Annotated in this window: 20 protein-coding genes; 6 read left to right on the forward strand and 14 right to left on the reverse strand. The window is 46.0% G+C overall.

Going from position 1 to position 21,308, the window contains the following annotated elements; genetic code table 11:
• Positions 1-32: 32 nt before the first annotated feature.
• A complete protein-coding gene (locus AC5JBY_RS03210) occupies positions 33-1,154 on the reverse strand; it encodes a GNAT family N-acetyltransferase (protein WP_495903107.1) in 1,122 nt (373 codons plus the stop codon).
• Between the two features lie 21 nt (positions 1,155-1,175).
• Complete coding sequence (locus tag AC5JBY_RS03215) at positions 1,176-1,502, reverse strand: hypothetical protein (RefSeq protein ID WP_495903108.1); 327 nt, start codon at positions 1,500-1,502, stop codon at positions 1,176-1,178.
• Between the two features lie 60 nt (positions 1,503-1,562).
• On the opposite strand from AC5JBY_RS03215, the gene AC5JBY_RS03220 reads away from it, so the two are divergent.
• Both AC5JBY_RS03220 and AC5JBY_RS03225 read left to right on the forward strand, forming a co-directional pair.
• Entirely contained in the window at positions 1,563-4,265 is a 2,703-nt protein-coding gene (locus AC5JBY_RS03220; RefSeq protein WP_495903109.1) for a TonB-dependent receptor domain-containing protein, read from the forward strand.
• A gap of 211 nt (positions 4,266-4,476) precedes the next feature.
• The gene (locus AC5JBY_RS03225) at positions 4,477-7,263 is read left to right on the forward strand and encodes an outer membrane beta-barrel protein (protein ID WP_495903110.1); all 2,787 of its coding nucleotides are present in this window, start codon (positions 4,477-4,479) and stop codon (positions 7,261-7,263) included.
• A 63-nt stretch (positions 7,264-7,326) separates the two neighbouring features.
• Here the strand turns inward: AC5JBY_RS03225 and AC5JBY_RS03230 are convergent, their stop codons facing one another.
• From AC5JBY_RS03230 to AC5JBY_RS03245, 4 genes are all read right to left on the reverse strand, one after another.
• The gene (locus AC5JBY_RS03230; protein ID WP_495903111.1) at positions 7,327-7,728 is read right to left on the reverse strand and encodes a RidA family protein; all 402 of its coding nucleotides are present in this window, start codon (positions 7,726-7,728) and stop codon (positions 7,327-7,329) included.
• Positions 7,729-7,798: 70 nt separating this feature from the next.
• Positions 7,799-8,578, reverse strand: coding sequence for a TIGR02757 family protein (locus tag AC5JBY_RS03235; protein ID WP_495903112.1), 780 nt, complete (start codon positions 8,576-8,578; stop codon positions 7,799-7,801).
• Between the two features lie 32 nt (positions 8,579-8,610).
• A complete protein-coding gene (locus AC5JBY_RS03240; protein WP_495903113.1) occupies positions 8,611-9,246 on the reverse strand; it encodes a LysE family translocator in 636 nt (211 codons plus the stop codon).
• Positions 9,247-9,257: 11 nt separating this feature from the next.
• Entirely contained in the window at positions 9,258-10,400 is a 1,143-nt protein-coding gene (locus tag AC5JBY_RS03245) for a cystathionine gamma-synthase (protein ID WP_495903114.1), read from the reverse strand.
• 368 nt (positions 10,401-10,768) lie between these two features.
• Between AC5JBY_RS03245 and AC5JBY_RS03250 the strand changes: the two genes are divergently transcribed.
• Positions 10,769-11,203, forward strand: a complete 435-nt coding sequence (locus AC5JBY_RS03250; protein WP_495903115.1) for a hypothetical protein — start codon at positions 10,769-10,771, stop codon at positions 11,201-11,203.
• Positions 11,204-11,240: 37 nt separating this feature from the next.
• Here the strand turns inward: AC5JBY_RS03250 and asnB are convergent, their stop codons facing one another.
• The 4 genes from asnB to AC5JBY_RS03270 all read right to left on the reverse strand — a co-directional run bounded on the left by asnB (position 11,241) and on the right by AC5JBY_RS03270 (position 15,108).
• Complete coding sequence (gene asnB / locus AC5JBY_RS03255; RefSeq protein ID WP_495903116.1) at positions 11,241-13,085, reverse strand: asparagine synthase (glutamine-hydrolyzing); 1,845 nt, start codon at positions 13,083-13,085, stop codon at positions 11,241-11,243.
• 20 nt (positions 13,086-13,105) lie between these two features.
• Positions 13,106-13,744, reverse strand: a complete 639-nt coding sequence (locus AC5JBY_RS03260; protein ID WP_495903117.1) for a DUF2911 domain-containing protein — start codon at positions 13,742-13,744, stop codon at positions 13,106-13,108.
• A 22-nt stretch (positions 13,745-13,766) separates the two neighbouring features.
• Positions 13,767-14,342 (reverse strand): DUF2911 domain-containing protein, encoded by a 576-nt coding sequence (locus AC5JBY_RS03265; RefSeq protein ID WP_495903118.1) that lies wholly within the window; start codon positions 14,340-14,342, stop codon positions 13,767-13,769.
• Positions 14,343-14,511: 169 nt separating this feature from the next.
• On the reverse strand, positions 14,512-15,108 hold the full coding sequence (locus tag AC5JBY_RS03270; RefSeq protein WP_495903119.1) for an acyl carrier protein phosphodiesterase: 597 nt from the start codon (positions 15,106-15,108) through the stop codon (positions 14,512-14,514).
• 456 nt (positions 15,109-15,564) lie between these two features.
• On the opposite strand from AC5JBY_RS03270, the gene AC5JBY_RS03275 reads away from it, so the two are divergent.
• From AC5JBY_RS03275 to AC5JBY_RS03285, 3 genes are all read left to right on the forward strand, one after another.
• Complete coding sequence (locus AC5JBY_RS03275) at positions 15,565-16,032, forward strand: hypothetical protein (protein ID WP_495903120.1); 468 nt, start codon at positions 15,565-15,567, stop codon at positions 16,030-16,032.
• Positions 16,033-16,128: 96 nt separating this feature from the next.
• A complete protein-coding gene (locus AC5JBY_RS03280; RefSeq protein WP_495903121.1) occupies positions 16,129-16,581 on the forward strand; it encodes a hypothetical protein in 453 nt (150 codons plus the stop codon).
• A 130-nt stretch (positions 16,582-16,711) separates the two neighbouring features.
• On the forward strand, positions 16,712-17,686 hold the full coding sequence (locus AC5JBY_RS03285) for a deoxyhypusine synthase family protein (RefSeq protein WP_495903122.1): 975 nt from the start codon (positions 16,712-16,714) through the stop codon (positions 17,684-17,686).
• A 91-nt stretch (positions 17,687-17,777) separates the two neighbouring features.
• Here AC5JBY_RS03285 and rpiB read toward each other — a convergent pair whose 3' ends face one another.
• From rpiB to gmk, 4 genes are all read right to left on the reverse strand, one after another.
• Complete coding sequence (gene rpiB, locus AC5JBY_RS03290) at positions 17,778-18,230, reverse strand: ribose 5-phosphate isomerase B (protein WP_495903123.1); 453 nt, start codon at positions 18,228-18,230, stop codon at positions 17,778-17,780.
• Between the two features lie 8 nt (positions 18,231-18,238).
• Positions 18,239-19,093, reverse strand: coding sequence for a twin-arginine translocase subunit TatC (gene tatC / locus AC5JBY_RS03295; protein ID WP_495903124.1), 855 nt, complete (start codon positions 19,091-19,093; stop codon positions 18,239-18,241).
• A gap of 116 nt (positions 19,094-19,209) precedes the next feature.
• Complete coding sequence (locus tag AC5JBY_RS03300) at positions 19,210-20,487, reverse strand: hemolysin family protein (RefSeq protein WP_495903125.1); 1,278 nt, start codon at positions 20,485-20,487, stop codon at positions 19,210-19,212.
• Positions 20,488-20,711: 224 nt separating this feature from the next.
• The gene (gmk, locus tag AC5JBY_RS03305) at positions 20,712-21,290 is read right to left on the reverse strand and encodes a guanylate kinase (protein ID WP_495903126.1); all 579 of its coding nucleotides are present in this window, start codon (positions 21,288-21,290) and stop codon (positions 20,712-20,714) included.
• Positions 21,291-21,308: the final 18 nt, after the last annotated feature.

Raw genomic sequence — 21,308 nt, forward strand, 5'->3', positions numbered from 1 at the left:
CCACGGAAGATATTTTTAAAGAGAGGATGTAATCAGAATACTTTCATGTAAGTCCTGTGCAGCTTATCCAGCTTGGCGCCGGTAGCAGCATGTATGGCCAACATTTTGTCATTGAAATCACCCACCCAGGCCAGCTCTACACCCTTCACCGTTCCACGCGGCACCACTTCCAGTTGTAGGGTACGCACAAGCGCAGACTCGATGCCGTGGTTCTGGTATTTCTTTTTACAACCCATGATAATAATACGCAGCCGGTCGATGGTGGTGGTCTTTTTGTACCATAAGAACTTTAACTTACCCCAGAGGTTTAATTTTCCATTTACATGCTTCAGCACCTGGTTGATATCTGGCAGGCACAATACGAAACCGATAGGCTCGTCTTTATAGTAAGCAAACCATATGATCCTTTCGTCCATGATCGCCTTCATCTGGCGAAATGACTCCTTGATAACACCCATCTCTATAGGCGTAAAGTTGTCGAAAGTGCTCCAGGCGTCATTGTAGATCTCCCGGAAATCTTCGGCATACTTAACAAAGTCCTTTTTATCGAAATAACGGAATGAATACCCGGGCTTCTTCATCACCCAGTCGGCTATCTTGGTAAACCGCTCTGTAAAAGGAACAGTAATGTCCAGGAAGTTCGTAAGCTGATCGTATGACTTTTCAAATCCGTATGATTCAAAGAATTCCTGGTAATACGGTGGATTGTAGTTCATACCCAGGCTGGGTGGCTTGAAGCCATCTACCAGCAACCCCCAGAACTTATCGTTCTCCCCAAAGTTAATGGGGCCTTCCATTGCCTGCATGTCATGAGCTTGCAGCCACTCCCTGGCAGTATCGAACAGTAAATAAGCTGCCTTTTTATCATTGATACAATCAAAGAAGCCTATGCCGCCGGTAGGTTGGGGATGCTTGTTGGCCTTCTCATAGTTGATGAAAGCAGCAATACGGCCAATGATCTCGCCACTATCACTGGTCAATAACCAGCGCGTACAAATGCCATGTTCGAAAAAAACATTGTGCAAAGGATCAAAAACAGCCTCCACATCATTGTCCAGTGGACTGATCCAGTTTGGATCGTCTTTATAAAGCTTTTTAGGAAAATCAATGAATTGGCGTGCTGTACGAGTGTTGCTAACCTCAATCACGTTCATTGGGCGAACTTAAGAAATTATTCACCATTTTTCGTCATCGGGAATATCATCCTGCTTCCTGAAGAAGGCCCGCGTCCTTATCTTCTCCAGATGGCGTTCCACCATCAGGGTGGCAATCAGTTCCCCCGCATTGGTACCTGGCTGCTCCGCCAGGACCTGCTTCAAACGGGCTTCGCTCACATCCAGCCGGTACAGGATGTTCACCAGTCCCGTAAAATCCGTTTGTATAAGCCGGTTAATGGCCGCCGCCAGCTCCGCCATCCAACTTGCATAGCTGGGAATCAGTCGAATGTTAAATTCCGCCGATAACTCCTGTTGTACCAGGATTATGTTGTCCTGTTCTGCCAAAATGAGTACTTTTAGGGTAGGTCCTCAATTGCAAAAGAACCAATCTTATCCGATAGAATTATGCGTTCTATTGCAGGACTTATTTTGTTAACCTTATTCCTATCTGCTGATGTTAAGGCACAACGTACCCGTTATGCCACGCTCAAAGGTACAGTCATTGATTCAGCCAGCCGCCAGCCAGTAGAAGCCGCCACCGTTTCCGTTTTTCTCACTGCCGATTCTTCACTCATCACATATGCTATTACCAACAAAAAAGGAGAGTTCCTGGTAAAAGAAATACCCCAGGCAAAACCCTGTCGCGTAATGGTTTCCTACAGTGGTCTCAGCAGCTTTGTCCAGGACTTTATCATTTCCCCCGAAACCAAAGAATTGATCATCAATACGGTCCAGTTGCGAAAGTCCTATACGGAAATGGAAGAGGTAATAGTGGCGGCCCAGCGCCCACCCGTTATGATCAAAAAAGATACGGTTGAATTCAATGCCGGCTCCTTTAAGACGCCGGTCAACGGCGTGGTGGAAGATTTGCTCAAACAGTTGCCCGGTGTAGAAGTGGACGCCGAAGGAAACATTACCATCAACGGGAAAAAGGTGTCCAAGATCACAGTAGACGGGAAAGACTTCTTTGGCAGCGACCTGAGGATCACCTCTAAAAACCTGCCACGGGACATTATCGATAAAATACAGGTAGTAGATTATAAGACCCGCGAAGCGCAATTCAATAAAATAACCACCGGCAATGAGGACAAAGCCATTAATCTCACACTCAAAAAAGATAAGAAGAAAGGCATGTTTGGCCGTGCCACCGTGGGATATGGATCAGATAAACGATATGAATCAAGCTCAAACCTCAACTACTTCAAAGGCCCCCTGCAACTAAGCTTCATAGGTTATACCAATAATACCAACCGACAAAACTTTTCCAGTGGTGATTTTTCCGTGGGCAAACCTTCCAGCAGTTTTGGTGGTGGTGGCAACGGCATTCCCGAAGCCAAAGCGGCCGGCCTCAACTTCAGCAATGAGTTCAGTAAAAAACTAAGGATAAATGGCAGCTATTTTTACAACAATAGTTATATCCTCAATTCCACTACCGCACGCAGGCTGAATATATTGCCGGATACTTCCTTTTTATATAACTCAGCTACCCGGACAGCCAATAAAAACGATGCACACAACCTGCAACTCAACATCGATTATAAGCCCGATAGTATGACCGATGTTCATATAAATGCATTCCTCAGTGCCACGCATTCAACATCTGCCACCAACAACGGAGCCACTTCCACCAGCACTAAAGGTGATCCTATTAATACTGCCGCCAACCTGTTTACAGGCAATTCAAAAGACAATAATAACGGTCTTGAAGTATTCTTCGGACGCCGCCTGAACAAGCAAGGCAGAGGTTTTACCCTCAACATGAATTATAATGCCACTAACCGAAAAGCATTCGATACCAATAAAGGCAATACTGTTTTTTTCAAGCCTGATGGTAGCAGTACGGAAGATAGTCTCGATCAGCAAAGCAATACCAAGGGCTACAATAACCTACTCAACCTTTCTGCATCCTGGACTGAGCCACTGTCCAAACCATTGATCATGATATTCCGGTATAGCTATGCCAATGGCATGGGAAATACAGATAAGATCACCAACCAATATAATCCGCTCACGGGGCAACACGATCTTTTCGACAGCACTTTTAGCAATACCTTACAAAACCGCCACCTGACACATTCTCCTAACCTGTCCGTTATGTACAATACCGAAAAGCTCAATGTCAATATTGGTACCGGCGTACAATGGCTGGAACAGGAAAACGTTTCGGCACAACAAAAGAACAACCTGGCACAACACTATACCAACATCTTCCCTTCGGCCAATATAGGTTACCGGTTTAGCAAAACAGCTAATATCAGCCTTAGCTATAATGGACGTAGCCAACAGCCAACGATCGACCAATTGCAACCCGTGCCCGATAATAGCAACACATTATACATAAGACTGGGTAATCCTGATCTGAAGCCTGCTTTCTTTCATAATGTTAACATCAGCATGAAACAATATGACAGCAAAACATATTGGAATACAGATCTCAGCTTTGGTACCGTCAACAACCAGATCGTATATGAAACCTGGTTTGACAGTGTGCAGATAAGCAGGCCGATCAATTCAAATGGTAATTACACCGTTTCTTACAACTTCAACTTTAGCCGTAGCTGGAAAAAGAAAGACTGGTCATTGCGCCTTACATTTGGCAACAATGGCTCGTTCAATAGGAATGTTTCCTTCTCCAACAAAATAGAGAACACTACCAAAACCTATAGCCTGTCTCAACGCATCGGCCTTAGCTATACGTTTAAAGAATTGATCACGCTCATGCCCACCTTTGTAATAAGGTACAACGACAGTCGGTATTCCATTCAACAAACACAGCAAACCGAAAACATTACCAAAAACCTTACGATGAACGTGTTTTTCAACTGGCCCAAACGGCTGATCCTGGAAAACAATGTGCAATACAATTACAATAGCCGAACCGCCCCCGGCTTTCCCAAAGGCATCACCATGTGGAATATGGCCGTCAACTACCAGTTGTTTAAGGACAAGCAGTCAGTCCTGCGCCTGTCTGTCTACGACGTGCTGAAGCAGAATACCAGCATCTACCGTTCCATTACACCTACTTATATTGAAGACACGCAGGTACAGGTACTGCAGCAATATTTCCTCCTGAGCTTTATTTATAACCTGAAGCGGTTTGGCAGGTAAAACCGGCCTTCCACCCCCGCCTGATCCCTGCACCAACCATGCACAAAGTGCGCTTTAACCTGCAAGGATGGAGCAAGGATGAAACATGCCTCTCCGACCGTTGGTCCTTCATTTTGGCGCTTTAACAAAACTTTTAATCCCCTTTTTCAGATTAGCTTTGAACGATTTACGAATACTTCGTAATATTACGGAAACTTCGTAACAAGCCCTTATGAGATATATTCTACTCACACTCTGTTCCCTTACTGTAACAATAGCATCGATGGCCCAGGGATCCATCAAAGGAAAGCTGGTAGATTCTACCGGCAAACAAAACCTGGCCCTGGCTACCGTTACCGTTTTCAAAGCCAAAGACACGGCAATTATTACCTATCGCCTGAGCGACCCGCAAGGGGAGTTCAAGGTCCCCGGCCTGCCCCTCGATGTACCCTGCCGGGTGGTGATCTCTTTTTCCGGTTACCGGGTCATCCGCAAGGAATTTGAGCTTACAGCTGCTCAGTCGCAGCTCGACCTCGGCACTTTCAAAATGTACCACGATGCCCAATCGCTGGAGGAAGTGCTGGTCACCGCAGAACGGCCGCCGATAAGTGTAAAAAAAGACACCATTGAATTCAATGCTACCGCTTTTAAAACGCTGCCTACAGCCCTGGTAGAAGACCTGCTGAAAAAACTGCCTGGAGTCGATATAGACAATAGCGGCAACATCACCGTCAATGGCCGTGCAGTAAACCGTATCCTGGTAGATGGCAAAGACTTTTTCGGCGGTGATCCCAAAGTAGCTACCCGCAATCTGCCAGCCAACATTATCGATAAAGTACAAGTAGTAGATGATAAAGAACAGCTCGATCAGGACCCCAACATCAACAGGGCGCAATTGGGACAAGTGATCAACCTGAAACTGAAGAAAAGCATTAAACAAGGATGGTTTGGCAAAGCCTATGCCGGTGGCGGTACAGATGACCGGTATGAAGCAGGAGCTATACTTAATATGTTTCGCGACACCCTGCAGGTAAGCGTATTGGGTTTCAGCAACAACCTCAACAGGGCCGGGTTTGGTCTTGGTGATGTTATGTCCACCGGAGGCTTCCAGCGCAGTGGGGTAAACTCTGTATCCATTAACTCTGATGGAGGTTTCTCACTCAACGGTGTATCATTTGGAGGTATGGGGCAGGGCATCACCCGCAGTACAGGAGGTGGTATCAATATCAATAATGAATTCGGTAAAAAAGTAACACTCAACCTGCAATACTTTTATGGCCAGAACAATAACCGGTTCGATCAACTCAGTAATACGCAACAGTTTTTCCAGGATACCTCCCTCACTACCCGTAATCTAACACAGCAGGAATCAGACGAATACACTCACCGCATTGGAGGCGCTCTCCGATGGAAATTAGACTCCTTCTCCAACTTGCGCTTTACACCCCAGCTATCACTTAAGAAGAGCCTCTCCGACCGATTGTTAGCTTCTTCTTCCGGTAGTAATTATGCCCCCTTGCTCAACGAGAGCAACAACAGGCAGCATGCAGAGGGCAAAGATATTGGTTACTCACACAACATATTCTACAACCGCACCTTCCGTAAAAAGGAAAGAACGCTGAATATCAACCATGGGTTCAACATCTACAACGCCAGCAACGATCAGTTCAACGATATCACGGATACCTTTTACAAGGCCCCATCTTCAAAACGTGTGCTGAACCAACTGCGCGACCGGGATGCCGATAACTTCCGGGTCAGCCTTTCAGCCAACTACAATGAGCCATTGGCCAAAACACTGGGACTACGGCTTTCGGCTAATGGAGAGTATTTCAAGGACAACGACGAATTGAATACGTACAACAAAGACATTACAGGTGAAGACTATACCGTTATCAACCCTAACCTCTCAAACGGCGTCAAACGTAGCGGAATGCGCGGATCATTTACCAGCGCACTAAACTGGATCATTAAAAAATGGACTATCAGGCCCGGCGTTACTTTTCAGACATTGGATATCGACAATGAGTTTACCAAAAACCCCACTATCAACCAGAACTTCAACTACGTGATGCCGGCCCTAACCGTATCCGTTAAAGAATGGTTTTTCAACTATAGTGTAAATGTACGCGAGCCTCAGGCTACCGACCTCCAGCCGGTAGTTGACAATACCAATACACTGTACCAGCAATTGGGCAACCCCTCACTGGTGCCTACACAATCACACAACATCAACATCAACTACAACAAATTCAACACAAAAAACAACATAAACCTCTTCGTTTACCTCAATGGCAGCATCGACAAGGATGCCGTGATCAGGGAACGGAGCGTAGATGACAAAGGCGTTCAAATAACCCGTCCTATCAATGCAGATGGTATCTGGCGGTTTTCAGGAAACGTCAATGTAAGCAAGCAATTCAAGTTCAAAAGTAACTGGCAGTTTACCATTAGAGGAAGCTTCTTTACAGAATACACCCGAAGCCTGGTGATCGTAAACAACAACCGCAGTGAAGTGAAAAATTTCCGTTCCATTCCTACCATCAGTGGCTCTTTCAACCTGAAAGACAAATTGGAGTTCACCCAACGCTATTTCATTGGCTGGAATAAGAGCATATATGAAAGCGATGTGTATCCCGATCTGGAAGTGATCAGCCACACGTCCACTTCGGAATTGATTGTACGTTTACCCAAGCATTTTGTATGGGAAAGCTCTATCGACTACAACTATAATCCTCAAATAGCACCAGGCGTACGCAAGAGCTATGTACGTTGGAATGCAGGTCTCAATTATATGTTCCTGAAAGATGATAAAGGACAACTTAAGTTATCTGTATACGATCTGCTCAATCAAAATACCAGCATTAGCCGTACGACCCGTGAAAACTATATACAGGATAACCAAACAACCATCCTGCGCCGTTACTTGCTGCTCACCTTCACCTACAACATCCGCAGCTTTGGAGCACCGGCTGCAGGTCAAAGAAATTTCGGCAGAAATGGATTATTCATGTTCTGATAATTGCCTTTTTCCTGTACCTACAAATAAAGGGGTTGATCATTTGATCGACCCCTTGCCTTTTTATTTCTTCGGCAAATAAGCGATCAGCTCCACTTCCAGCCGCGCATCATGCATGTAAAGACGGCTCACCTGCATCCAGGTGGCAGCAGGAAAATCATCTTTATAGAAAGCCTTGCGCGCCTGGTTATGCAGCTTCATAGCCTCTATATCAGTAGTGAACAAGTTCTCTTTTACCACGTTCTGAAAAGTAGCGCCATAATGCTGTAACGTTTTCTCCAACGCGCCATACAAACGCTTGATCCCTTCGGGCGAGACATCACGGGACACCGTGCCGGATATATAGATCACATTGTCGATCTTCACTGCCTGGGCGTATCCGGCTGTCGTATCCTGGGTGCCGTTGCCCCAATTGAATTTCTCCTTTACGATATTGTTATGCTGTGCCATGACAGATACAGTCATGCATAGCAGGCTTAAGCAACACAAGAAGGTTGCTTTGCAGGTTGACATTTTCATATATAGCGTTTAAGTTTTAGAACTTCTCCATTACGCCCAAACCAAATAAAGCGAAATCATATTTGGCCGGATCATTCTTGTCCAGCTTCTTTAAATAACTGGTAAGTTCAAGTGCCGCCAGCCAGTCAACTGGTGCGCGATTCAGCAAGTTGAACCGCTTGGCCACACGGGCCACATGAAGATCGATAGGACATACAAGTTGAGAAGCCGAGATCTGACTCCAGATACCAAAGTCAACACCACAATTATCCTTACGCACCATCCACCGGAGGTACATATTCAGCCGCTTACAGGAAGAATTCTTTTCGGGTGAGGCGATATGCTTGCGCGTACGGTTGGGAACATGTTCAAGCGAGAAGAAGTAATGATAAAAGCCAATCAACCCTTGCTCTATCGTTTCATCGCCCGCATTCATCCATTGAGAAAAAGCGGTTTCAAGCGAAGCGTGTTTGGAATAATGCGCCTGCAGGAAGCTCACGAAATACAATAGGTCGGTAGCATTGAACGTGCGGTGCTTAAAGCCCTCCAGCCTGCGCAAGTCATTATCAGTATGGTTCATTACAAAATCATGCGGCGCATTGTCCATGAGCTGCAATAACTCCTTGGCCTTCTTGATAATGGTAGTACGATTACCCCAGGCGAAAATGGCGGCAAACAGCCCGGCAATCTCTATGTCCTGCTTTTTACTAAAAAGATGCAGCACACAGATGGGGTCTGCCTTGATAAAATCGGGCTGATTATATTCACTGACTTTCCTGTTAAAAAATTCAGACAGGTCTTTAGGCTTACCGCTCATGCTGCAAATATCCTTTATTGACTGTGCATTTATTATTTTCCTTTATCCAGGGCCATTTTCGCGGCAAGCGCAGTCAGCACACTGGCCATAAACCACTTTTGTATCCTCACCCACTGCGGTTTGTGGGCAAACCATATCGCCACGCGCGCGGCTGAAAGCACGATCAGGAAATTGACGGTGAAGCTTACGAGTATTTGCGTTACGCCCAGCATAAGACTCTGCGTAAGCACACTGCCATAAGCAGGTCTGATAAACTGCGGAAAAAACGACAGGTAAAACACGGCTACTTTAGGATTGAGCACATTGGTGAGGAAACCCATGCGAAACAATTTGGCGGGGCCATCCACCGGCAGGTCCTTCTTAGCTTCAAAAATTCCTTTACTACCTGGCTTCACTGCCTGCCAGGCCAGGTACAATAGGTACAGTACACCCAATGTCTTCAGCACGGTATACGCAAAAGGAACGGCAAACAGAATAGCTGTAAGCCCAAAAGAAACCATGATGATGTGAAACAGGAAACCACAGATCACACCCGCCAGCGAAATAAGACCGGCAGTGCGGCCCTGCGTAATAGAACGGGAAATAAGATAGATCATATTGGGGCCGGGACTGATCACCAGCACCAAAGCCGCCAATGCAAACATCAACAACTCATTCAACGGTATCATAAGTATAAGGTTTAACTACCGATGGCCTGCTCAAGGTCTGCTATCAGGTCATCCACATCCTCGATGCCCACACTCAGCCGGATCAGCGAATCACTCAGGCCGTTCTTGATCCTTTCCTCACGTGGAATAGAAGCATGCGTCATAGAAGCCGGATGATTGATCAGCGATTCTACACCGCCCAGGCTTTCAGCAAGCGAGAATACTTTGGTAGATGACAACACCTTCATGGCCTTCTCCACGCTATCATCTTTCAGCGTAAAACTCATCATGCCGCCAAAGCCCCGCATTTGTTGTTTAGCCACTGTATAACCAGGATGATCTTCAAAGCCACACCAATATACCTTACCCACTTTAGGATGCTGCCGCAGGAAGTGAGCGATCTTTTCACCATTCTCGCAATGACGCTGCATACGAACATGCAAAGTTTTGATACCGCGCAATACCAGGAAACAGTCCATAGGGCCAGGCACAGCGCCACAGCTCTTTTGGATAAAATACAGTTGCTCCCGCAGTGCAGCATCATTCATGATCAGGGCGCCCTGGATCACATCACTATGCCCACCGAGGTACTTGGTTGAAGAATGCATTACGATATCAGCACCAGCGTCCAGCGGGTTTTGCAGATAAGGAGAAGCGAACGTGTTATCGACACACACCAATATGTTTTGTTTTTTCGCAAGCGCCGTTACCGCCGCGATGTCCGTGATATTCATCAACGGGTTGGTAGGCGTCTCAGTCCAGATAAGCTTTGTATTGGGCGTAATCGCAGCAGCAATAGCCCCTATATCAGTCATATCCACATAACGGAAGCGGATACCAAACTTCTCAAACACCTTTGTAAACAGGCGGTAAGTACCGCCATACAGGTCATTACCCGTAACCACTTCATCGCCGGGCGACAGCAACTTCAGCACAGCATCAGTAGCTGCAACACCGCTGCTAAAAGCCAGCCCATACTTACCATTTTCAATGATGGCAAGTGCATCTTCCAAAGCTTTGCGTGTAGGATTTTGAGAGCGGGCATATTCATAACCCTTATTTTTCCCCGGCGCCTCCTGTACATACGTGGAAGTTTGATAAATAGGAGTCATGATCGCACCGGTAGAAGGATCAGGTTCAGCACCGGCATGAATAAACTTGGTAGCTGGCTTCATAATAACTTAATAATTGGTAAAAGTACGATTACAAAGATGCGGAATATTCGGTTACAGACCTCATGCCCGGAACAGTTCAGTGAACGTAAAAACTTCTCCTGATTCGCCACTTAAAATCCGGATTTCCAGTTTAACAGAAGCTTAACCTTAAACTGAAAATAAGCTGTAACATTTCTGAAACCCTGATCAGCACTATGTTTCACGCAACCTACATAACCCACCCAAACCCTGCAATGTGCGAAAACCTTCGTATTGCTTATCATGAACCTTCCGTCCTTACCAATTGGCTTGCCACTCATCTATACCCGACATACTTTTGAGGTGTTAACATTCGTTACTTGTTCACCTAATTTTAAAAAAGTAAAGCCATGAAAAAAGTATTAATGATTATTTGCGCTGCTCTGTTAGGAGCTGCCGCTTACGCTGCCCCCGATCCAAACGAAAAAGTATTAAAGTCATTCCGCGAAACATTTACACAAGCTGAAGAAGTAAGGTGGGATGAAACTGACGACTACTTCACCGTTAGCTTTGTAAGTGCAGGAATCCGCTCTAAAGTCAATTATGATAAAGAAGGAAATATGTTGAGTTCTATCCGTTACTACTCTCCTCAACTGCTTCCGCTGAATATTTTCAATAAATTGAAGAAAGAACACCAGAAAAAGAACCTGTTTGGCGTAACAGAAGTTACATCAGGAAACGATGTAACCTATTATGTGAAAATGGAAGACGGTAAACATTGGTTCACCCTCAAAGTAGATGAATCAGGAAATTCAATGGTATTTGAGAAATACAAGAAAGGTTAGCCGGGAGGCCGGGCGGGTTTCAGCCATTCCCTATAGTCTAATGTAGTAACGTTCCGGCCACCAGGTATCTCCAATCAAAATTATCAGCCGCATGGGTTTCCTGCGGCTGTATTTTTTTATCCAATACCCCGGGCTTCAATACCCCTTTTTTGACCAGCACACTTTGCGCTTCACGGATGTAATCTACGAGCCGCTTGTCTTGCATCCACAATTGCTGGGGAGGTTCAAAGCCTACCTTATCCTTTCGCCACACGATGGCCGCCGGCAATGTCTGCTCCATACTCTTACGCAATACCCACTTGGTATAACCATCGCGGATCTTATACCGCGCAGGCAGGGAGAAAACAAAAGCCACCAGTTCATGAAACAGGAAAGGCAACCTTACTTCCCGGCCATGCGCCATGGAATTACGGTCGGCATAACGTAATAACTCTTCCAACCCGTTCAGGAAGGCATTATAATATAGTGCCCCATTCAGCGTAGGTACATGCGGCATGTCGTAATTAGAAACACCATAAACATCCACAAACCCATTGGTCAGATCGGCATGGCGCCGTTGTTGCCGCCCACGTTGGCGCACCAGGAATGTCTCGGCAAAGTGAGGCAACCGGGCAGCCAGCTTATGCTGCCAGCCCCAAAGGTTTCCATGTCCGGCCTCAGCCACCTGCTGTAGCTCATTCCGAAGCAACGGCTTGTTTTGCCGATACAGCTCACGCCAGTACCAGGGATAATATTTAGAATACCCCCCCAGGACCTCATCAGCCCCCTGCCCGTCCAGCAACACGGTTACCCCATGCTGCCTGGCCAGCCCAAACACCTCAAATTGCGCAGCAATACTGGCCGACTGGAAAGGCTCTTCCTGGTAATAACAAATACGTTCAAAATCCCGGAGCAGGTCATCAACCCCAGGTTGTACCTGGTGATTGGCTATGCCAAACTGGTTGGCCGTTACTCCAATCTGAGCCGACTCATCTCGGGCAAAGCCAGGGAAAACGGCCGAGAAAGACTGTAGGGAGGCAGGCCGCTCAGCAGCCTGATGTATACAAGCCAGTACAGAAGCACTATCAAGCCCACCACTGAGCGAAGTACCTACCGGCACATCACTGCGCAGCCGTCGGTTGACGGACAAGGACAACAGTTCCCGCAATTGCTCTGTAGCAGCCTTGTCATCCATAGCAACAGTATGATCAAGATCGATATCCCAATAAGATTGCAGGGTTAAGGTTTCCTGCAAGGCGTCATACAACAAAAAGTGCCGGGCGGGAAGTTTACGGATACCTCTATAGAAGGTCTCACCAGCATCTTTAGGGTTCTGCACATACCCCAGCGTAAGATAGTTGAACAGCATCCCTTCATTCATTGACTTTTCAACCCCGGCAGCCCACAACGCCTTCATTTCACTGGCAAACACGAACAGCTCGCGGTCAACATAATAAAAGAAAGGCTTCTCCCCAAAGCGGTCGCGCGCAGCAAACAATTGCCGCTTTTGCTCGTCCCAGATAGCAAAAGCAAACATGCCATCAAACTGCTGCAAACAATCAGCGCCCCAGGCATCATAAGCCGCCAGGATCACCTCCGTATCCGATTGTGACCGGAAGCGATAACCCCGTTGTTCCAGGCTGCCTTTTATCTCACGGTAATTGTAAATCTCTCCGTTATATACAATAGAGTAGCGATCGCCCCAATGCATAGGCTGAGCGCCCAGCGGACTAAGATCGATGATAGATAGCCGGCGATGCCCCAATACAGCATTACCACCCGGAGAAGTCCAGTGAGCAACTCCGTCGGGTCCGCGGTGCGCAAGCACATCAGTCATTAAGGTAATACGCTGTACCGATGCCTGCGCGGGATTCACAGTAATGATGCCGGCAATACCACACATAGTGGCTCAAGATACAACACTTAGAAAGTAAAAGGTAACTTAGCGCGGACGCTATCCCATTCCATGACAAGCTCAGCCCCAGTACCGGCCTTTTCAAACTCCATGGTAAAAACCTCAAAAGGATAGTTCGTCCTGTTGATAGGAATAGTAAACTTATAAACGTCTTTGGTAGAATCGATCTTTAGTCCCCAGGTAAATAGATCGCTGTTCATCACAAGCGTCCATTCTTTTTCAAAAGGAATGCAATACAATACATAACGGCCCTTCTCCACCTTCTTACCTTCCACCGTTACATCCTTGAAAAATTCAATCTCAGTAGCTTCATTGGCGCCCAACCTCCAGGGGTTGCCATACTTCAGTACATCGCCAAAAATAGCACGGCCACTTTTTTGAGGACGGCTATAGATTACCCGCGCCACCAGTGGCTCCTGCACGTTCCTGGACATCTTCAACTTGGGGTAATCAACCGGGTAATACACCATGTCCATCGGCGACTTATCAACCCCCAAAGGCAACTGTTTATCGGTAGGTGTCCCTATTGCAGGATTAATAGTTACCTGGTTGCTCCCGCCGTTAGCAGGCTTGTTCTCACACGACCATAACATGCCGGAAAAGCCGATCAGGAATAAAAAGCCTTTGAATTTACTGGTGTTGAACATAAAAGAATAAATAACGGTATAATCAGTTAGACTGAAAATTAAACGGAACGAGCGCCCTTACATTGTCCCACGAAATAGCCAGGTTGATACCAGTACTGTCCTTCTCAAACTGCATAGTAAAAGCTTCGGCTGCTTCTGGTATCTTCTGGGCCGGCACATCTACCCGCAGCACATCCTTTTTCTCATCATATTGAAACGCACCCCAGATATCGGTCTCCTTATTAAAAATAATAGTCCATTTATCCGGAAAAGGAATAGCATATAAAGTATAGCGCCCTTTCTTTACCTTAACGTCCGAACCGCACTTCACATCTCTGTACAACTCGATTTCCGTAGCCTCATTAGCACCCAGACGCCAAATCTGTCCATATTCCACCAACTCCCCAAAAACAGAACGGCCATTTTTCAGCGGCCGGCTATAAATGATCCGGGCCAGCAACGGCTCATTCGCCTTGTTCTGGATCTTCAACACCGGGTAATTCACCGGGTAATAAGCCATGTCCATGGGCGACTTATCGATAGCCGGCGGTTTATATTGAGCCAAAGAGGTCGAGGCATAAAAAGTTAACAGGAACAACAGAGACTTCACTTGCTTCATAACCATCATCATTTAAGCGGCAAAAATAACAGATTACCTCGGAACTAATTGGCTTTTACAGGATCGGTATAACATACTGATCAGAGTCATTACAGGGAAGAGAATACATACAATAAGACTCCTCCGGCCCATACATCCCCCTTTCCTCCTCAATTAAAAACAGATTAAACTAATTTCCTTTATCAAGCCCCTCCAGGGTCGACCAGGCGAATGCTTTTACAGCGGGAAAGAAAACATCGTAGCACTCCTGTAAAGCATCATAATGCTTTTCAAACAACCGGAACGCCTCGCTGCTATCGGTAAGATACATCGACCTCCGCACCAGCCCCTGGAAACTATGATCGATACTCTCCCGGTTGCCATAATTATTCAGCCAGTTGTGCTTCTTCATATACGGGTAAAGCTGGCTGAATGGTTCTGGGAAAATCGAAGTATACTGATCCAACGTTGCGTACACCTCCTGGGAAAAAGCATATAACCGGTTGCCGGTAAACTGCTGAGCATCCCTTGCCAGGAAATGATCATACACCACATCCACAAAAGCCCCGCTGTACAGCCGGTAAGAGGGTCGGAAGATTTCCTTGGCTACAGCCGTAGCTTCATGCTCATCCGTAAAGCTATCGATGGCCCGGTGCAAAACGATGCCCTTGCGTACATCAGCCGGGTAATCGAACTGTTTTTTACCCTTTACATAGTCGCTTATAAGATTACCCACCAGTACGGCAGGAATATTAAAAGAAAGGTATGCATGGGCCAGATAGTTCACAACACGTAAATATTGAAGCGATTATAATACAATTTACAGGATTTTAACATCCCTTGCAGTTCATAAAACTTGTTAAAAGCGTTAAAATTTTGTGATGAATGGTAAGACGATCTATCACATTGAAAACAGAACATTTTTATCACATCCTTATGTGATATACCATCCCCGCTTTTGGTGATGCATGTGATACACCGGGTAACCCATGCCTTGATCAATGACCACTTAACTTTTTCTTAAGAAAAAACAACACTTTCGCTTCAAACCCTTCATCAGCAAGGGTTTCAGAGAATTTAAAAATCAGTCCCCGAGTAACGTTCACTAACGCAGTTTAACCTGCATTAACAAAGGCCACCATTAGTCACTATTCACTTGGATAGCCATTGTAACCTCTGCTAATTTTGTGGCGTCTTAAAAAACAAATAGACCATAGTCATTAAAAACAAAAAAAGTAAAGTCATGAAAAAGTTATTCATTGCCCTTATGATGTTGATCAGTGCGATCAGCTATGCAGGAACACCCATCAGTGGAGAAAAAGTAGCCCGTCATTTACAAGTAGCCCTGGAAAAAGAATTTGCAGGAGCCCAGTACATAGTATGGCAGTCACTCAAAGAACACGACATCTACCACGCAAAATTCATTTACAACAACGAACAGGTAAATGCATTCTTTGAACAAGATGGCAACCTGCTGGCAATTGGCCGCTTCATTGCACCCGCTGCATTGCCTTTATCCATTGTTAAAAGCATTAACAACAAGTATCCTGAGCTCGAAATGAAAGATGCCATCGAGTACACCAAGTCAGGAGAAACCAGCTATGTTATTACACTGGAGAACGAAAAAGTGCGCACTGTAATACAAGCCTACAACAGCGGCAACCTGTATGTATTTAAAAAAGAAAAAAAGAATTTAGCCGCTAAGCTGTAACATTTGAAAAAAACCTGCGTCTGATAATAGTGAAGGGCAATTGGAAAGTGTAGCAGCAAAAAAGAGATCAACATAACTCATATAAAATAGTATAGCATGAAAAAGACAATCTTAGTTTGGGCATTAATGTTAACAGTAGGAATAAGTTCCTCTTTTGCCCGCTACACAGAAACAGTTAGCCAACAAGTAGTCAACGCATTTAAGAAAGACTTTGCCGGAGCACAGGAAATAAGCTGGGAAAGCGGTAAAGAATTCGCTAAGGTTACTTTCAAACTCAACGACCAGGTAATGTTCGCTTATTACTCCAAAGAAGGAGAACTGGTAGCCGCAACCCGTAACATCCTGTCATCACAACTGCCCATCAACCTGCAGGCAGATCTCAGGAAAACCTACGGCGCCTACTGGATCACCGACCTCTTTGAAATGGCAGCCAACAACACCACAAGTTATTATGTTACACTGCAAAACGGTGATCAACAGGTAATTCTAAAGGCAAACGCTTCAACAGGCTGGGAAACATTCAAGAAAGAAAAGAAAGCAGTACAATAAAACGGTTTTTTTAGTTGGTTTTAGTTGGAAAAGAGAAAGGTGAGTCGTTACAGCGGCTCACCTTTATTTATTAATGATCGGTGTACCCCCATTTATGTTAACTTTGCCGCCACAAAAATTCCGAATCGTCATGGCTAAAGGACCTGTTTCACAGTTTATCCAACATCACTACAGACACTTCAACGCTGCAGCATTGATAGATGCAGCCAAAGGATATGAAACACACCTCCTCGAAGGAGGTAAAATGATGGTTACCCTGGCTGGGGCCATGAGTACAGCAGAACTCGGCATATCCCTGGCCGAAATGATACGCCAGGATAAGATCCACATCATCTCCTGTACCGGCGCCAACCTCGAAGAAGACGTGATGAACCTCGTAGCCCACAACAGCTACAAGCGTGTACCCAACTACCGCGACCTCACACCCCAGGACGAATGGGACCTGCTCGAAAATCACTACAACCGCGTTACCGATACCTGCATACCCGAAGAAGAAGCTTTCCGCCGCCTGCAAAAACACCTCGAAGATGCCTGGAAAGACGCTGAAGCAAAAGGCGAACGCTACTTCCCCCATGAATTCCTGTACAAAGTAGTACTCAGCGGGGTTCTGAAACAATACTATGAAATCGATCCTAAGGATAGCTGGATCGTAGCCGCTGCAGAAAAGAACATCCCCATCGTGGTCCCAGGCTGGGAAGACAGCACCACTGGTAACATCTTCGCCAGCTACGTGATCAAAGGACAGCTACAAGCTACTACCGTAAAAAATGGTATTGAATACATGGTTTGGCTGGCCGACTGGTACAGAAAGAACAGTGAAGGCAAGGGTGTAGGATTCTTCCAGATCGGTGGCGGTATTGCCGGCGATTTCCCGATCTGCGTAGTGCCAATGATGTACCAGGATTTGGAATGGCATGATGTACCCTTCTGGAGCTACTTCTGCCAGATATCCGACTCCACTACTTCTTATGGCTCCTATTCCGGTGCAGTACCCAACGAAAAGATCACCTGGGGCAAACTGGATATCAATACCCCCAAGTTTATCGTAGAAAGCGATGCCACCATCGTAGCGCCACTCATCTTTGCGTGGTTGCTGGGCTGGTAATAAAGAATACTAAAAAGCAAAATGCCTCGGGAAGCAATAGCAACCTGAGGCATTTTTCATTATCGTTGTCTGCACTACGGCATTAACCGCTTTAGCTACAAGCTATCTTATTCACCCTTGTCTGGTGGCGGCCACCCTCAAAAGGCGTATTGATAAAAATATCGACCATTTGCTTGGCATATTCCACAGCCACAAAGCGGGCAGGAATACAGATCACATTCGCATCATTGTGCTGGCGTATCAGCTGCGCCACATCCGTCTGAAAAGCAAGCCCGGCACGGATACCCTGGTGTTTGTTGGCAGTAATACACACGCCGTTGGCGCTGCCACACAACAGGATACCAAAAGCAACCTCACCCTTTTCCACCGCATCCGCTACAGGATGAGCATAATCAGGATAATCTACCGACTTGTTTTCATACACACCCATGTCACTGATCTGGTAACCCTTTTCAATAAGCCATTTTACCAAAGCAACCTTGTAATCAAAACCGGCATGGTCACTGCCGATAGCAATCGGTTTGGAGAGATCAAACGAAGACATATGTTAATTTAAAAGTTTCTCGCCTTTTCTTCTTCCTTCTTGAACACCCGCTTGGAGATGATAATGCTGAACTCATACAGGAAAGCCAGCGGCAGGAAAACGATCATCTGGCTCATCCAATCCGGAGAAGGTGTAATGATCGCAGCGATCACCAGGATGGCCACATACGCATACTTGCGGTAAGTTTTCAGGAAATTAGGCGTAATAAGCCCTATCCGCGTCAATACATAAGACACCACCGGCAATTGGAACGCCAGTGCAGAACCGATAATAATATCTATCAGGTTCTCCATATAGTCCGCCAGTGTAGGCCGGGCTACCAGGATATGCTTGGTGCCGATGGTATAATTGGCCAGGAAGCTGAAAGTAAAAGGAGCCAGCAAAAAATAACCGAAAGCCACCCCCAGGAAAAAGAAAATAGAAACAAAGAAAATAGCGCCACGGGTACTCTTTAATTCCTTGGGGCTCAGCGCCGGCTTCACAAATCGCCAGAACTCCCAGAAAATGTAGGGAAAGGCAAAAATAAACCCACCTACAAAAGCCATGGTAATGCTGCTCATGAACTGAGAGCCTAAAGTAGTAGTCTGCAATTCAGCCACTTTGGGCGGAGGTAAACACAAGGTATCACCCGCGCCTATCCACTGACTAAACTTGCACAAAGCCGTATAAGTATAAAAATTGGCCTGTAGAGGGCCAGCTATGATCGTATCGAAAACCCAGTCAATATAAATAAAAACCACAATCGCCCCAACCAGAATGGCCAGCACAGAGCGCATAATATGCCAGCGCAATTCCTCCAGGTGGTCTATAAAAGACATTTCCGGATTGTCAGCCTTCCTTTTGCTAAAAAACGATAACGCCATTGACTAATACAGATATAACTTGGTAAAAGCGTGGCAAATGTACGGGTTATTCACGTTGGGTGAACCAGGAAAGCTTGTTAATATGAAGTGATTGGAAAAGTTACCCCTTATAGATGCTAATTCAACAACTTAAGGCGAACCGTCTCGATACGGGTATCACTCACATTCATCACGTCAAACTCGTAATCACCAATAATGATCCGCTCCCGTATTTTAGGGATGGTTTCATGCTGTTGAATGATAAAGCCCGACAGCGTCTCCGATTCATTGTCCGGGAACTCCAGGCCATATTTCTCCTTTAAATAATCCAGCTCCAGCCGGCCACTCAAAATAAATTCATCATCCGAAATACGCTTGTCCTCAAACTCTTCCACATCAAACTCGTCCTTGATCTCTCCAAATATCTCTTCCAGCAGGTCCTCCATAGTAACGATACCTGCCGTACCGCCAAACTCGTCCACTACCCAGGCAATACTCTTACGCTCCTTGCTGAACTTGCTGATCAGATCGGTAGCGCTCATACTCTCCGGGATAGCCGGGATAGGCAACAACATTTCCTTCAACGTAGCAGGCTGCTTGAAAAGACCCAGTTGATGCACATAACCCAGGATATGGTCAATGTCACCGTCATACACCACCAGCTTGCTCAACTTGCTATTTACAAAGCGCAAACGAACCTCTTCCACACTCAATTTGATATCCACCGCCTCGATCTCTTTCCTCGGCACCAGGCACTCCCGGATCTTGATCTTGGGCAACGAAAGCGCATTCTCAAACAACTCAGCCTTCAGGTCCTGGCTTTGATTATGATGCTCGTTATTCTGACTAACGAACTGGTCCAGATCGGCACGGGAAAAAGCAGCCTTCTTCCGGTCGATCCGCATATCGAAAATGATATTCAATACAAAAATGGAGATCTTCACAGCCGTGTTACTTGCCCAATTGAAAAACTGATCAGAAAGACCCAGCAAACCTGTGCGGGCAGAGGCAGACAACAGGCTATCGGCTTTTGCCCTGAAAATTGCCCTGGGAATAAATTCTCCGAAAATGATGATCACCAGCCAGGAAAGAATAATTTCCATCACCAACCTTGCTGGCACCACGTACGACAGAAGCGTACTGTCCATCTTTTCGAAGTTGATCACCATATTCCAGCTCGCACTACCCAAAAGGACAGCCGTCACCAGGAAGAAATTGAAACCAACGATATTCACACCGATAAAACGGGAGGGATTCTCAAACAAGCTGCTCAACAGTTGACTGCTGGTAGACCCCTGTTTTTTCTTCAACTCAATATTCAGGCGGTTAGCAGTAGAAAAGGCCACCTCGATACCCGAAAAATAAGCGATGAAAAAAATCGCTAAACCAATAAGTATTATAACTACTAAACTCATACTTGGGATACGAATTTATAAAAAGAACGATGGATTACATAACTTATTGAGGAAGATTGCTATTTAAGGCCGTGGTTTGACAGTTTTTTGAAGAATTGTGGAAGTTTTGCCCATATGGCGACCTCTTCTGGTCAAACGCACTGCCGATTTTCGACTGCACTCTGGCGCAAGTATGCCGCCAAGCCTTGTGCCAAGGGTACTTGTGCCACTCCTCTGACGCCCACTCAAATCGCCAGAAAATCCTTCACAATCCCCATAGCTTCTTCCCTGGCCTTATCCAGTTGCGCATTGATCACAATACGATGAAAATGATGCTTGAAAGAGATCTCATAAGAAGCCTTGTTTACCCGGGCCTGCAAACTTTCGACCGTTTCAGTACCCCGCGACTCCAGGCGACGTTTGAGTTCGTCTACAGAAGGAGGTTCAATAAATATAGACAGCGTAGAATTAGGATATTGCTGTTGAACGTGGATGGCGCCTTTAACATCGATGTCCAGTACAGGCACCTGACCATTACTCCAGATGCGGTCCAGCTCCGACTTGAGCGTACCATAATATTTACCCTCGTACACCATTTCCCACTCCACAAACTGCTGGTCGCGGATCTTTTGCTGGAAGTCCTCAACACTCATAAAATAATAATCCACACCATTTCGCTCACTGCCCCGCGCGTTGCGCGTAGCCGCAGATACCGAAAAAGCCAGCTGAGGCATTAGTTCCAACAAGTGCCGCGTGATCGACGTCTTGCCAGCACCCGATGGAGCAGTGATGATCAGTATTTTATTACCGGGATCAAAGGACATACGCTAAAAATAAGCAGC

Source organism: Paraflavitalea sp. (assembly GCF_059502485.1).

Coding starts and splice junctions, on each gene's coding strand:
- AC5JBY_RS03210 (WP_495903107.1), bottom strand. CDS start 1,154: ATGAACGTGATTGAGGTTAGCAACACTCGTACAGCACGCCAATTCATT.
- AC5JBY_RS03220 (WP_495903109.1), top strand. CDS start 1,563: ATGCGTTCTATTGCAGGACTTATTTTGTTAACCTTATTCCTATCTGCT.
- AC5JBY_RS03225 (WP_495903110.1), top strand. CDS start 4,477: ATGAGATATATTCTACTCACACTCTGTTCCCTTACTGTAACAATAGCA.
- AC5JBY_RS03230 (WP_495903111.1), bottom strand. CDS start 7,728: ATGACTGTATCTGTCATGGCACAGCATAACAATATCGTAAAGGAGAAA.
- AC5JBY_RS03235 (WP_495903112.1), bottom strand. CDS start 8,578: ATGAGCGGTAAGCCTAAAGACCTGTCTGAATTTTTTAACAGGAAAGTC.
- AC5JBY_RS03240 (WP_495903113.1), bottom strand. CDS start 9,246: ATGATACCGTTGAATGAGTTGTTGATGTTTGCATTGGCGGCTTTGGTG.
- AC5JBY_RS03245 (WP_495903114.1), bottom strand. CDS start 10,400: ATGAAGCCAGCTACCAAGTTTATTCATGCCGGTGCTGAACCTGATCCT.
- AC5JBY_RS03250 (WP_495903115.1), top strand. CDS start 10,769: ATGAAAAAAGTATTAATGATTATTTGCGCTGCTCTGTTAGGAGCTGCC.
- asnB (WP_495903116.1), bottom strand. CDS start 13,085: ATGTGTGGTATTGCCGGCATCATTACTGTGAATCCCGCGCAGGCATCG.
- AC5JBY_RS03260 (WP_495903117.1), bottom strand. CDS start 13,744: ATGTTCAACACCAGTAAATTCAAAGGCTTTTTATTCCTGATCGGCTTT.
- AC5JBY_RS03265 (WP_495903118.1), bottom strand. CDS start 14,342: ATGAAGCAAGTGAAGTCTCTGTTGTTCCTGTTAACTTTTTATGCCTCG.
- AC5JBY_RS03275 (WP_495903120.1), top strand. CDS start 15,565: ATGAAAAAGTTATTCATTGCCCTTATGATGTTGATCAGTGCGATCAGC.
- AC5JBY_RS03280 (WP_495903121.1), top strand. CDS start 16,129: ATGAAAAAGACAATCTTAGTTTGGGCATTAATGTTAACAGTAGGAATA.
- AC5JBY_RS03285 (WP_495903122.1), top strand. CDS start 16,712: ATGGCTAAAGGACCTGTTTCACAGTTTATCCAACATCACTACAGACAC.
- rpiB (WP_495903123.1), bottom strand. CDS start 18,230: ATGTCTTCGTTTGATCTCTCCAAACCGATTGCTATCGGCAGTGACCAT.
- tatC (WP_495903124.1), bottom strand. CDS start 19,093: ATGGCGTTATCGTTTTTTAGCAAAAGGAAGGCTGACAATCCGGAAATG.
- AC5JBY_RS03300 (WP_495903125.1), bottom strand. CDS start 20,487: ATGAGTTTAGTAGTTATAATACTTATTGGTTTAGCGATTTTTTTCATC.
- gmk (WP_495903126.1), bottom strand. CDS start 21,290: ATGTCCTTTGATCCCGGTAATAAAATACTGATCATCACTGCTCCATCG.